Genomic DNA, 13,665 nt, shown 5'->3' on the forward strand with positions numbered 1-13,665 from the left:
TGCCATTTCATTCTTATTTATCTCAGTGGTTGCGGGAGCCTGAACTTATAAAAGGTGAACCGACGACCTTCGGGTTATGAACCACAATATACACACTAAATTTTAGACATAAAAAAACACGCTTTAAGCGTGTCGTTTCATTCTTATTTATCTCAGTGGTTGCGGGAGCCTGAACTTATAAAAGGTGAACCGACGACCTTCGGGTTATGAGCCAAAATATACACACTAAATTTTAGACATAAAAAAACACGCTTTAAGCGTGCCGTTTCATTCTTATTTATTTCAGTGGTTGCGGGAGCCGGATTTGAACCGACGACCTTCGGGTTATGAGCCCGACGAGCTACCAGACTGCTCCATCCCGCGCCTGAAATTTGTAGACTTGTTTAAAGTTGCTTACATTACAACTTGGCTTCCAATTAAAGAATTGGTTGCGGGAGCCGGATTTGAACCGACGACCTTCGGGTTATGAGCCCGACGAGCTACCAGACTGCTCCATCCCGCGCCTGTATATTTTAAGTCTATCGACTACTTTATTTTATCTCTTAAGTTAGAGTTTACAGTAACCTCAATCCCTAAGGAAATTGGTTGCGGGAGCCGGATTTGAACCGACGACCTTCGGGTTATGAGCCCGACGAGCTACCAGACTGCTCCATCCCGCGCCTGTAATTTCTTTAAAGCATTTTCGTAATATTTACGTGCCTGCCTTGAAGAGAGCGCTACTATATAGGAATAAACATTTAATGCAAGACCTAAACTAATTAAAGTTGCTCAACCGAACAAAAAGCAATCAAATTACTACTCTGCGCTCAATCTTTGATGTGGATTAATCATTTTTTGCCATTCCCAGTCGGGATGTCCCATCACTATAAAGTCAGGGTTCTCAGTACTCTCTCGTTGGTTGTACGTTAGCGGATTAAATTCTGCATCCGTAATACAACCACCGGCTTCTTCAACAATAACTTGTGAAGCACCTGTATCCCACTCTCCCGTTGGACCAATTCTTAAAAAACAATCTGCTTTGCCCTCTGCAACAGTACAGGCTTTTAAAGAACACGAACCAATAGCAATCGTTGTAAACTGACTATTTAAATACTGACTCACCGCTTCTATTTTTTGGCGGCGGCTCACTGCAAGCGTCAAGCTCTCTGGCGGCGCTACAGATATTTGCTTATCAATTGAGTTTTCACGTTTAAAGGCACCATTTTTAGCTGTAGCAAAATAAGTCACACCTTTTGCAGGCCAATGAATAACGCCAAGTACAGGATGATTATGTTCAATCAATGCAATGTTTACTGCAAAGTCGCCACTTTCTAAAATAAATTCGCCAGTACCATCCATCGGATCGAGCAACCAATAACGCTGCCAGTCCTGTCTGTCGGCGAGTGCAGGTATAGGTGTTTCTTCCGACATAATTGGGATATCAGGTGCAAGTGCTTTTAATCCAGCAACAAGTACGTCATTTGCTGCTAGATCAGCTTTGGTAACAGGCGTATTATCTGATTTCTCTTGTTGGCCAATATCGCCTTTTTTATAAATGGCCATAATTGCATCGCCAGCACGCTCAGCTAATTCAATGCACGGTTCGATTAATTTATTCATCGGCAGCTCCAGACGCTAAATACTTATCTAATAATAGCAAAGCTGCAACACTGCGTGCTTCGGTAAAATCTTCTTGGTCTAATAATGACTGCCACTGAGTTAATGGCCACTTAACAACAACTAGCGGCTCTGGTTCGTCGCCAATAAGGGTTTGTGGGTATAATTGCTTAGCAAATAAAATATGCATAGTGGCATTAAAGTAACTCGGCGCCATTGTTACTGTTCTTAATGGTTTAAAATACTCAGCACCAAAGCCAATTTCTTCTTTAAGTTCTCTGTTAGCAGCTTGCTCTGGCGTTTCGCCCGGATCAATTAAGCCTTTAGGAAAACCTAACTGGTAATTGTTTGTGCCCGCACAGTATTCACGTACAAGTAGTAACTCATTATCTGCACTTAACGGAACAATCATCACTGCTCCCCGGCCACCGCCGCGAATTCGCTCATACTGGCGCTCTTCGTTATTAGAAAACTTTAACTCTAAAGACTCCACAGTAAACAGGCGACTTTTAGCAACAACATTGTTACTGAGGATTTGTGGTGGTGTTGGGTGCTTTTTCTGTGTCATTGGCGTTAATTTGCTATCATGGCAGTTAGTTCAATAATAAACCTTATAAGTTGAAATTCCTATGTTAAATTGGTCAAAAATCGATACCGTTTTGCTCGACATGGATGGAACATTACTCGATTTACATTACGACAGTCATTTTTGGCTTAACGTTATCCCTGCGCAACACGCATTAGCTAGAGGCATTAGCCTAGATGCAGCTAAAGCAGATATTTTAAAACGCTATCAAGCTGTGAGCGGTCAAATACAGTGGTATTGTTTAGATTATTGGGAGCAGCAATTAAGCTTGCCTATAATGGAGCTTAAACGAGAGTCTCAGCATTTAATTAAAATGCGCGAAGACGTACCTCATTTTTTAACCGAGCTTAAAAAAGCAGGCAAAGAGTTAATTTTACTTACCAACGCCCACCCTGAGAGTGTCATGCTGAAATTTGAGCATACAGCGATTGATAACTACCTAGATGGTGTAGTGTCTACTCATGAATATGGAGTAAGTAAAGAGCAGCAAAGTTTGTGGCACCAAGTACAAAAAGACTTAGGGTTTAATAAGCAGCGCACTTTGTTTGTAGATGACAGTGTGCCGGTATTAAATGCCGCACGAGAATACGGCATCGAGCACTTACTGGCAGTTGCTAACCCTGATAGCCAACAACCACATAACGAAATAGCCGATTACCTGAGTGTTACCGACTATCGTAAGATTATTTAACCTTTCGCTGGCTTTGTACTAAAGTCAGCTGCCTTTGCCTCTTTATGCCCACTGTATATTCCATTGTATGAACTTGTAACATCCAAGTCAGTTTGCATAAAGCGTATATGGCAAAAATTCACTCTAGAATATATACGGATATCATTACAAGATTCGTTTTTTATCTCAAAGGTTATAGATGACGGGTTATTGTGACCAAATGTTGGTGCAACATAATTAGCGCTGAAGTTAATGCTCAAACCCACTCTAGCATAACAGGATAGTTGACTTAGCTCTCCGCACAAAGAATTTGGTAAACTCAAAGACTCAACAGAAGCTCCCAATATAAAATCACCTGGTTTTAATACATACCCTTCAATTGGAATTTGTATAGCTTTAAAAAAAGATTTCGTATCTGTAGATTTAGTATCAATTTCTCTATCGTGCTGTTCCATTAAAAGTATGTGGTCACTTAGCCTCAGTAAATAGCTCGCAGGTCTGAATGAGCTTTCTTTAAAACCCTCAATAACAAGCTTACCTTCAATTAGGTGTCTTTTTATGCTTTCGGAACTTAATACCATTTAATACACCCTTGTTACTAATTCTGAGTTACTGCCAGGAAAAGAGCTCGTATTGATTTCTTTAATAATTTCGGGAGGGATAATATAAATTTCATTAGTATTAGATTTGAGTATTGAACATGCCTGATAATCAAGCACATAATGCTTAGCTTGCTCTTCATACAAAGTAAGAGATTTAAGCTCTATATCATCTAATGACCAGCGGTTAATGATCGTTGGCTTGTCGAAACCAACATGATATTGAGGAGCACCTTTTTTTACATATAACAAAAGGTCTGCTTTAGCCAAGAAAGCTGCTTCTGCAGCTAGTGAATCACTACTAATACAACCTGAATCAGGCTTAATGAAAAAGCAACTAGCATCAGTTGTAGATAAGTATTTTTCTACTTCATTGGCAGGTACTTCATTTGGATAGACATTTACAGAAAGTGAGTTTAAATATGATATTGCGATACCATTTAATATCGAAATTATGCCTTTCCCAACTTCATCTGCATAACTATCAATAGCTAGGTTTTTAACTAAATCAGTAAAAAGAAAAGCCCCTATGCCACCGCAAACAAATATAAATCTTGTTGATGGGTTATTAGCAATAAGCGCAGTTAAATCACTGTACACACTAGGAGTGATATGCATATTTCTATACCCCCACCATGGCACATCAATTTCGGTACTAGCCTCAGAAATAGCACCGCCGCCGGTTAGTCTTATAACAACGCTTTTCATTTCAACCAACCCATGGCATTAAAAATCTTGCAAGCACCATCAGTTAATTCTTCTTTCATTGTTTGAAGTTCATTCAAAGAAACCCACTTAATACTTTTAACTTCGGCACCAAGCTTTAAACTATTCTCATCTATGATTTCATAAGAATTAAAAACATGCCAATCATGGATCTCACCACCATGACCACATTTGTCTGTTAAGTCATCAATATGACAAATATAAGTTAAGCTATTTATGTTTAGCCCAATCTCTTCATTGACCTCCCTCTCAACAGCATCAGCGAGCGTATTATCTTGATACTCTACATGTCCTGCAACAAGGCTATACTTTCCTTCATAAAATTCTTTAGCTTTTTCAATTAGAAGGATTTTATTATCATTCGTAAAAATAGCAGCGACTGTTATATGTTTAATATTATTGTTTATTTCTACTTCCCTGATGCCGCTACCTGTTGATTGTTTAAAATTTTCTTCTGCACAAAGCTCTTCATTTGTAAAATTACTCAAATTAGTTATAGCTTTATAAGCAGTTCCTATTCTATTTTGTAAAAATTTTAGTCTAGCACGTGTTTCCTGATCACCACTAAATGCATGAATATCTGTTGCATATTTAGATAAATCATCTGTTTTTATGCCTCTTGATATTAGCCATTCGGCTAACTCTAGTAATGCCTGCTTTTCTGCCTGCTCTATTGGTTGGTTTAATAATTCAATACATTGAACTTCATTACCATCTTTAAAGTTTTTAACAGCATCACTAAGTGTATTTATTACTTCTGAATCGGTGCTCGCGATACGAAATCGATATAAATTATTAGCAAACTTTAATGGACCAGGTTGTAATTCAACAAACTTGTTTTCTATTAGACGAATTTTACAACCGGGATAGCTTTTTTTATATAAATAAACCGACGTTTTACAATAGCTTTCTTGATTATCTTTAATGTCTTTAAAAGAGCGCAACACTCTAAATACGCGGCGGATAATATCCATCTCTACATGTGCTTTTTTATTACTAGCTTTTACAAACTGATCTGGCAACGCACCAGCGGGGACTTCGTACTCTTTCGTTAATTCCAAAATTGCTGAGTCTGCTTTAACGTTTGGACTGCAAATATAGAAATCTATATCAACTTTAGTGGTACTTGTTTGATAAGCTTTTAAATCTTTTAATATATCGTGTGATAATTGCGAAGTAGTTGAAAAAATAGATATTTTTATTTCTCCGCCAACAACACATAACTCTCTAACCTTATTAGTGAAGAGATCATTACCAGTATTTTCATTACTTAAATCGCAATCTACAATTAATTGCTCTTCAAACTTGATAAGTAGTTTTTCTAAGTCAGCTGGCTTAATAATTTGCGACAGAGACTCTTTGAGAATTAACCTTTTATAAAACGACTCTTTTAGAGCTTTAGTAAAAAGTTCCTTAAAATCCTCTGAAGTAAGGTAGCTGCAATCTATACAATTGTGGTTATCATTAATAAGTAGAATAAATATGGCGGCTTCGAAACTTGAAAGCTTTTGAATTACAGTTTTATCTATTTCTTTATGAAAGGAAGATAGAGGAAAAACAAACTCCTCTTTTAACCAGAAGGTGTAATCAGCCAAAGAGTCGGAAGTAATAGATTTTTTTATTATTTTTCTTTTCTTGAATACATAAAGTAACCTTTTCAGGCCAAGGAATGTAAGATCGAGGTCATTTTTTCGCATAAAAAAATAAAGCTCAACAATTATAAAACCTACAATACTTCCTGAAGCTCCAATAGCAATATCTTTGTTGAAAATATAAAACATTAACCAAATTAAGAATGCTGAAATTACTGCAATAATATGTCGAATCATTTAGTAAATCCTTTTAACTAAGTTGCTATGTGGCGTGGTATATACACGCCATCTATCTAAGAAAGCTACTTCACGCCAGTATGACCAAAGCCACCAGTTCCACGCTCTGTTGCTTCAAATTCATCGACAAGTACAAAATCAGCTTTAAGTACTGGAATAAACATCAGTTGAGCAATTCTGTCACCAGAGTTTATTGCAAATTCATCATTACCTCTATTCCATACTGAAATGAATAACTCACCTTGATAATCTGAGTCGATTAATCCAACTAAATTACCCAGTACAATCCCATGTTTATGACCTAAACCTGAGCGAGGTAAAATAGTAGCAGCCATTCCAGTATCCTGCATATTTAAAGCAATACCAGTAGGAATTAATTTCGTCTCACCCGGTAAAACTTGTAACATATCGTCAACACAGGCCCTAAGGTCTATAGCAGCAGAGCCATCTGTAGCATACTCAGGCATAGGAATTTCAGTACCAACTTTAGGATTTACAATTTTTAATTCAACTTTTTTCATTTTAAACTTTCTACTCTAAATAAATTTATAAAAAGGATATAGATAATATAACTTAACGACCAGTCGTAAACTCATGCCATGAATCAATTAAATCAATAAAATCTTCAAAGCCACAACCACTGCTTAAACCATTTTCTTCAAGCGCTAAATCGTCATCTTGATACGCTATTAGGCCTTCGCTGTCTTGATGAAGCGCATGGGCTTCAAATAGTGCTTCGTCTTTGGTTAATATTAAATCTATTTCTTGGCCTTTTAGCGTTAGCGGCTCATAGCTTGAACTTACCGATGCAATAAGCGCTTGCACCATGGCTACTTTGTCTTTGCCTATTTCTTCGTTTAGCCAGCGACCAATAATAGCGTGTTCACTGCTTATTTTAATACGTAGCCCACTAATAGGGTCGCGAATAAATTGATATTCCATAGGATTTGCCTGTAAATCTTTAATTGAGTAATTATATACGTAAACGCCCGCAAACCACAGGACATATAAAGTAAAATAGCGCCACATGGGCGCTATTTTACTCAACTTTAAAACCGTTAACTTCGCGATCTATAACGCGCTGCGTCAATGATCGACCATAAGTAAATAATAGGCACAAGTACAAAGCCTACAAGCACATAAATTAGTGCGTAACTTATTATAATAGCGAGTGCAAAAAATATAGCCGCTAAAATACGCCCTTGCACTAACTGCCCTAAACCAGGAAAAAATATATTACATAATGCTGCGATTACGTTACCGCCAGAACCTTGATCTGCCATACTAACCTCTGTATTTATTTGATTTTATAATTATTTACTTACACACTTTATGCCAATTTATTAAAGCTTACAAATCAAATAGTTAAATTGCCCTAGATTTAGAGAGTTAGTAAATTTTGCTAACTTTAGGTCAAATTAGCAATTTTTGTTATGCTTTTACGCTTTTTTGTTTGTTCAAAAAATTATCAAGTTACTCGTTTTTAAGGCTATTTTATAAATAGCTGTTTATAAAAACAGTATTTTATTTAGCCTAACAAAAACACCTGTTATACTGCCCACAATATTGATTAAAAAGGCGTAACGATGGACGTTTCACAATTACTCGATGGCTTAAATGACAAACAACGCGATGCCGTTGCAGCCCCACTACAAAACATGCTGGTATTAGCAGGTGCTGGGTCTGGTAAAACACGAGTGTTAGTTCATCGTATTGCGTGGCTTATGCAAGTTGAGCAAGCATCTGCTTACAGTATTTTTGCCGTAACCTTTACTAATAAAGCGGCTAAAGAAATGCGCAGCCGCGTTGAAGAAACACTAAAAGCCCCTGTAGGTGGTATGTGGATTGGTACGTTCCATGGTTTGTCGCATCGTATTTTACGTGCTCATCACCGTGAAGCTAACTTACCAGAAGCCTTTCAAATTTTAGACTCTGACGATCAACTTCGGATGATAAAGCGCTTATTAAAATCGATGAATATCGATGATAAAAAATGGCCCGCCAAACAATTTGGCTGGTACATCAGCGCTAAAAAAGATGAAGCACTTCGCCCTAAAGATATTCAAGCATACGATATTAACGAGCAAATGATGCTGCGTGTTTACGCCGCCTACCAAGAGGCCTGTGATAGAGCAGGCCTAGTAGATTTTGCCGAAATATTACTACGCAGCTACGAAGTGTTAAAAAATAACCCAACGTTACTGCGTCATTATCAGCAACGCTTTGCACATATGCTCGTAGACGAGTTCCAAGATACAAATACCATTCAATATGCTTGGTTAAAGTTACTTGCAGGCGATACAAGCAGTATCATGATTGTAGGCGACGATGACCAAAGTATTTACGGTTGGCGCGGTGCTAAAATCGAAAATATTAAACGATTTTTAACTGACTTTAGCGCAGAAACCATTCGTCTTGAACAAAACTACCGTTCAACAGCAACTATTTTGAAAGCGTCTAATGCATTAATTCAAAATAACTCAGAGCGTATGGGTAAAAGCTTATGGACCGACGGTAACGATGGCGAGCCAATTTCTATTTATGCGGCATTTAATGAGTTAGACGAAGCACGCTTTGTAAGTAGCAAACTACGAAGCTGGTTAAATGCAGGTAATGCCCTACAAGATGCCGCAATTTTATACCGTAGTAACGCGCAATCTCGTGTACTCGAGGAGGCCATGCTGCAAGAAGGCTTAAAATACCGTATTTATGGGGGTATGCGATTCTTCGAACGACAAGAAATTAAAGATGCGTTGTCGTACTTACGCCTAGTAGGTAATCGTCAAGACGATGCCGCGTTTGAGCGTGTAATTAATACGCCAGCACGCGGTATTGGCGATAAAACATTGAGCCATATACGCGATTGTGCACGAGCAGAATCGTTACCGCTTTGGTATGCCGCAAAAGCAATTGTAGAACAACAGCATTTATCTGGTCGTGCTTCTGGTGCAGTAAGTAAGTTTGTAGAACTCGTTGAACAAATAGAAGATAAAATTAGCGACCTAACTTTGCATGAGCAAGCCAAGTACACAATTCAAACCTCAGGCTTGATGGCAATGTACCAAGCCGAAAAAGGTGAAAAAGGCCGTGCTCGTGTAGAAAACTTAGAAGAGCTAATTAGCGCTTGTGATCAGTATGAGCTGCCTGAAGACGAAGAGTACAGCTCACCTTTACAAGGCTTTTTAGCCCATACGTCACTTGAGTCAGGTGAAGGACAAGCAGAAGAACACGAAGACGCCGTACAAATGATGACGCTTCACTCAGCTAAAGGGTTAGAGTTTCCGCTAGTGTTTATGGTAGGCGTAGAAGAAGGCATGTTCCCTTCTCAGCAAAGCAACGAAGAGTCGGGTCGCTTAGAAGAAGAGCGCCGCCTTTGTTATGTAGGCATGACACGAGCAATGGATAAGTTATACATTAGCCATGCTGAGAGTCGCCGTTTATACGGGCAAGAAAAATACCATAGCCCATCTCGCTTTTTACGCGAAATCCCTGAAGACTGCGTAGAAGAAATCCGTATTAAAACACAGGTTTCTCGCCCACCTGCCGCTGGGCGTTTTAGCGCATCAGTTAGCCATGCCGCATTTGAAGACAGTGGCTTTAACTTAGGACAACGAGTTTTGCATGCTAAGTTTGGTATTGGTACCGTACTTAATTACGAAGGCAGTGGCGCGCAATCTCGCGTACAAGTTAACTTTGACGACCTTGGTAGTAAATGGTTAGTAACGGCTTATGCACGATTACAAGCGGTATAAAACACACCTAAATGAGTTAGAGCAACAACTAGCTGACGCATATCATCGTCAGCTAGTGCTAATTACTGGCAGCTCAGTTTGGTGTTATGAATTACTCAACTCATTAATAGATGAAAACAATACACTTGTTGTATCAAAGCAGTGTGCGCCTAAAAATTCATACTGGCCTACCCGCACTCACCAAATTTTAGGGCAAGAATTTGCCCATGCTGTTTACGATGGTTTTAGTGGTTTGCACCCTGATAAACTTGCAGCACTTGCCGGCACCGTTAAAGCAGGCGGTATACTGTTTTTATTACTGCCCGAACTAGATGATTTAGCCTCTTGGCAAGATCCCGCATTAAGTACAGTGCAATCACACGGTCAGAGCATTGACTACAGCTTATTTAATCAACGTTTCGCGACTATTATTAAACCGTTACCCGCTTTTCATTTGAGTGAAAAAAGTGGCTGTATTAGTAATAACGCCAGCTATGTAGCTCATAATAAAATTGATTATCAACCACAGCAAAACTGCGTTGATCAAATAGTAAAAGTAGCCAACGGTCGTGCCAACAGGCCTTTACTTATTAATGCTGATAGAGGCAGAGGTAAGTCGGCAGCACTTGGCTTAGCAACGGCAAAACTAACTGATAAAAAAGTAATTATTTGCAGCACTCAGTTTAAAGCGACCCATAGCAGCTTCAAACATTTAGCCCAAGAGTTAAGCCTTCAATACAACGCTGAACATAAACAGCTCGCCAACTTGCACTACGTTGCACCTGACGCGTTATTAAACACACTACCTGAGTGCGATTTACTACTCGTTGATGAAGCTGCAGCAATCCCTGTTCCGTTATTACTACAAATGCTAGCTCATTACCCTCGTATAGTATTTGCAAGCACTCTGGTTGGGTATGAAGGCAATGGTAGGGGTTATACCATTCGCTTTAGTAACTATATTAAAGCGCACTATAAAGCCTCTAAAGTTGTAACACTTGATGAGCCACTGCGCTTTGCTAAACACGATCCTCTTGAGCAACACATTCGCACACTACTAGCACTCGATGCACAATATATAGAGTTAAGTAGTAATGAATTAGAGCAGCCAATTCATAGCGAAGTAACTCAGCAATCTCTTGTAAACAATGAATCTTTACTGCAGCAAGTTATTGCCCTACTTGCTCTGGCTCACTATCAAAGTAGTGTCAACGACTTACGCCAACTACTAGACGCACCATCGCAAAGACTATTTATTAGCAAAATTAATAATCAATTAGTTGGCGTATGCTTAATCGCCATAGAAGGTGGTTTGAGTGAAGAACTTGCCCTACAAGTTATAAGTGGAGAGCGCCGTCCGCAAGGACATTTAATGGCGCAAGCACTCTCACAACTTAGCTTTAATAATGACTGTTTAACACAACTGAGCGCCCGCGTTGTACGAATAGCGATTGATCCGAGTTCCCACAATATAGGACTTGGTAAAAAGTTACTTAGTTATTGCGAGTCGCAGGTAAAAAGCCAATGTAGTTGGCTTGGTGCAAGCTTTGGCGCAACAGCGCAGTTACTTAATTTTTGGCAAAACCTAGGGTTTGATACTGTAAAATTAGGTTATCAACGCGATAAAAGCACCGCTGAACATTCGGCGCTTGTGGTTAAATGCTTGAGTGACAAAAGTACAATTCTCCAACCCCTAAAAAAGCAGTTTAAAAACGATTTCTTTTATGCTCTTTTAACACACTTTAGAACACTAGATTGGCAACTCGTGAATATTATAATTGAAGGATTTAGCGACGAGTTAATAAGCCTAGAGACTCACGAGCGATTAGCGCTGCTCACTAAAAGTAACTTCACTCAATTTAGTATCTCTGCAACTCTTTGGCAGTTACTGAGCCAGTCACCTTCTTATATATCTCGATTAACAGAGTCGGATAAACAACTTTTAATAAAGTTAGTACTTCAAAATGAAAGTAATGAAAAAGTGATTCAACACTTAGGTTTATTAGGAAAAAAGCAGCTTGAGAATCAATTTATACGTGCCATAAAAAACCTCACAAGTACCATCTAATAATTTCTAGTTGCCCTATCTCTGTTAAATTTTATCCATCTTTAAGCTATTTATTTAATTTGTTCTATCCTTAAAACATTAATAGGTAAATTAAGATAAAGGCATGGAATTAATAAACTTTAAAGTGGGCTGCAAAACAATTTCGCTAAAAATACTCGATATTTTATTAACTGAGCGCTTTGACAATAATCTAACAACTTTACCAAACAATAATAAAAGCTTTATTGGTGTTAAAGATTATATGGATATACCAACACCTGTTTTTGATTTAGGTATTATTTTAAATAATATCTCAACTGAACAAAGTAATGCGCATGTACTAAAACAACTAAGAATATGGCAAGACAAACTATTAAACTGGTTTAATACCCTTCAAAGTAACTTATTAAATAGCTCGGCTTCTATTTCAAATAATGACGCAGAACTACAAGATTTTGTTTTGTTTTACAAAGAATTCAACACCGACAATGAAGACTTAAAATTAACAATGTCTCGGCTTGATGAGCCCTTCCAATCATTACTAGAGACAGCAAAAGCAGCTATAGCAGCCCATAATCGAAGTGATCATAAACAAGTATCAGCTCTGCTCGACAAAATTAAGCGTAATAGTCTAATTCAGCTTGAGCGTTTATTTGAATCCGCTAAAGAGCAAATAACCTTAGACTATAAACCTATTATTGTTTTCACCACCAAAGATGGATTAAATCCACATGTTGGTTTATTAGTAGATAAGGTTGAAGATAATATCGACTATAAAAAAGAAGACATAAAGCCACTGGATAAGCTCACTGAGGTTGGTTTTGATCTAGACCCACAAACTAAAAATATGATGCTAGGATTAATCAAGCTCCCCCAAAAGCATAGTGTATTAATTGATCCAAGCGTAATATTTAAACCAACCCAAATAGAAGAACCCGAAACTGAAGGAACCCAAGCTTACGGATTATTTTAAATAGCCTTTAGATTTGGCTATAAACTTTAGTACTGGAATAATGAGCTATTCCGCTCAACTTGTACATTTAGATGAATAGAAGAATCGAGTATGTAATGTCCGTTACTCCCCATATTTCACTTTTCTGCAGATGTAAAAAAGCCCGACTATTTCTAGTCAGGCTCTCTACAATTTGAGGTCTGTGCGCTACGCAGTAGAATGTCGTAGTGCCCACAGCGGTGGAGAGCCACAGTGAAATGCTACACTCTCTTTGTGTCGGGAGTCGCTGTGCTCGCCCGACCTACGTGATAGGTGTTGCTGTGAGTGTGTGTTAATTGCGCACATTTTACTTTTCTGCAGACGTAAAAAAGCCCGACTATTTCTAGTCGGGCTCTCTACAATTTAAAGCCTGGGATGTCGTAGTGCCCACAGCGGTAGAAAGTCACATAGCAAATGCTACACTATCTTTGTGTCAGGGAGACCTTCCGCGGGACTCGCCTTCGAGCTGTTTTGTTTCACTGCTGAGTGCGGTTTGGGCTCTTGGCTATTTATTAAATCCCAGATAGCAAAAAACCCGTCACATTGCTGTAACGGGTTTCTTTAATTTGAAGCCTGGTAATGTCCTACTTTCACATAGCAAATGCTACACTATCATCGGCGCTGTTTCGTTTCACTACTGAGTTCGGCATGGAGTCAGGTGGGTCCAAAACGCTATTGTCACCAAGCAAATTTGGGCGTTAATCCGTATCGCTACGCATTAACTGAATTTGGAAAATATCTGATAATATTTTTTAAGTCTTTCTAAGTAATATCTACTTTAGTCATATTAACTTCTGTCAAACTGTCGCATAAAACGCGTTTGGCGTTGTATGGTTAAGCCTCACGGGTAATTAGTACAAGTTAGCTTAATGGCTCACACCACTTCCACA

General features: G+C 38.6%; 12 protein-coding genes, 3 tRNA genes and 1 rRNA gene. 4 read left to right on the forward strand and 12 right to left on the reverse strand.

The annotated features are described in order from the left end of the window. Positions 1-286: 286 nt before the first annotated feature. The 5 genes from H5088_RS04455 to nudE all read right to left on the reverse strand — a co-directional run bounded on the left by H5088_RS04455 (position 287) and on the right by nudE (position 2,164). Positions 287-363, reverse strand: a tRNA-Met gene (locus H5088_RS04455). 62 nt (positions 364-425) lie between these two features. After that, positions 426-502 (reverse strand) — tRNA-Met (locus H5088_RS04460). 80 nt (positions 503-582) lie between these two features. Beyond that, positions 583-659: transfer RNA gene (locus tag H5088_RS04465), tRNA-Met, on the reverse strand. Positions 660-795: 136 nt separating this feature from the next. Next, complete coding sequence (gene cysQ / locus H5088_RS04470) at positions 796-1,599, reverse strand: 3'(2'),5'-bisphosphate nucleotidase CysQ (protein ID WP_182752269.1); 804 nt, start codon at positions 1,597-1,599, stop codon at positions 796-798. Continuing rightward, positions 1,592-2,164, reverse strand: a complete 573-nt coding sequence (gene nudE / locus H5088_RS04475; RefSeq protein ID WP_154903622.1) for an ADP compounds hydrolase NudE — start codon at positions 2,162-2,164, stop codon at positions 1,592-1,594. Before nudE ends, cysQ begins: the two co-directional genes overlap by 8 nt. A gap of 61 nt (positions 2,165-2,225) precedes the next feature. On the opposite strand from nudE, the gene yrfG reads away from it, so the two are divergent. Then, positions 2,226-2,873: a GMP/IMP nucleotidase gene (gene yrfG, locus H5088_RS04480; protein ID WP_007378908.1), complete on the forward strand. Its 648-nt coding sequence runs from the start codon at positions 2,226-2,228 to the stop codon at positions 2,871-2,873. On the opposite strand, the gene H5088_RS04485 is transcribed toward yrfG, so the two are convergent. From H5088_RS04485 to H5088_RS04510, 6 genes are all read right to left on the reverse strand, one after another. Then, positions 2,870-3,433 (reverse strand): dCTP deaminase domain-containing protein, encoded by a 564-nt coding sequence (locus H5088_RS04485; protein ID WP_182752270.1) that lies wholly within the window; start codon positions 3,431-3,433, stop codon positions 2,870-2,872. The two genes, yrfG and H5088_RS04485, sit on opposite strands and share 4 nt — an antisense overlap. Continuing rightward, the gene (locus H5088_RS04490; protein WP_182752271.1) at positions 3,434-4,159 is read right to left on the reverse strand and encodes a hypothetical protein; all 726 of its coding nucleotides are present in this window, start codon (positions 4,157-4,159) and stop codon (positions 3,434-3,436) included. It lies immediately after the preceding gene. Next, a complete protein-coding gene (locus H5088_RS04495) occupies positions 4,156-6,006 on the reverse strand; it encodes an NUDIX hydrolase (protein WP_182752272.1) in 1,851 nt (616 codons plus the stop codon). Before H5088_RS04495 ends, H5088_RS04490 begins: the two co-directional genes overlap by 4 nt. 65 nt (positions 6,007-6,071) lie before the next feature. Beyond that, complete coding sequence (dut, locus tag H5088_RS04500; protein WP_182752273.1) at positions 6,072-6,527, reverse strand: dUTP diphosphatase; 456 nt, start codon at positions 6,525-6,527, stop codon at positions 6,072-6,074. A 52-nt stretch (positions 6,528-6,579) separates the two neighbouring features. After that, positions 6,580-6,948, reverse strand: coding sequence for a YacL family protein (locus H5088_RS04505; protein WP_182752274.1), 369 nt, complete (start codon positions 6,946-6,948; stop codon positions 6,580-6,582). 116 nt (positions 6,949-7,064) lie between these two features. Then, entirely contained in the window at positions 7,065-7,289 is a 225-nt protein-coding gene (locus H5088_RS04510) for a hypothetical protein (protein WP_002963009.1), read from the reverse strand. A gap of 303 nt (positions 7,290-7,592) precedes the next feature. Between H5088_RS04510 and uvrD the strand changes: the two genes are divergently transcribed. The 3 genes from uvrD to H5088_RS04525 all read left to right on the forward strand — a co-directional run bounded on the left by uvrD (position 7,593) and on the right by H5088_RS04525 (position 12,757). After that, positions 7,593-9,758: a DNA helicase II gene (gene uvrD, locus H5088_RS04515; RefSeq protein WP_002963007.1), complete on the forward strand. Its 2,166-nt coding sequence runs from the start codon at positions 7,593-7,595 to the stop codon at positions 9,756-9,758. Next, complete coding sequence (locus H5088_RS04520; RefSeq protein WP_182752275.1) at positions 9,736-11,805, forward strand: GNAT family N-acetyltransferase; 2,070 nt, start codon at positions 9,736-9,738, stop codon at positions 11,803-11,805. Before uvrD ends, H5088_RS04520 begins: the two co-directional genes overlap by 23 nt. A 103-nt stretch (positions 11,806-11,908) precedes the next feature. After that, positions 11,909-12,757 (forward strand): chemotaxis protein, encoded by an 849-nt coding sequence (locus H5088_RS04525; protein WP_182752276.1) that lies wholly within the window; start codon positions 11,909-11,911, stop codon positions 12,755-12,757. A 589-nt stretch (positions 12,758-13,346) separates the two neighbouring features. Here H5088_RS04525 and rrf read toward each other — a convergent pair. Further along, positions 13,347-13,461, reverse strand: a 5S ribosomal RNA gene (gene rrf / locus H5088_RS04530). Positions 13,462-13,665 lie beyond the last annotated feature (204 nt).

The sequence above is a fragment of the Pseudoalteromonas sp. SR43-3 genome (assembly GCF_014163875.1).
GTDB classification, from domain to species: domain Bacteria; phylum Pseudomonadota; class Gammaproteobacteria; order Enterobacterales; family Alteromonadaceae; genus Pseudoalteromonas; species Pseudoalteromonas distincta.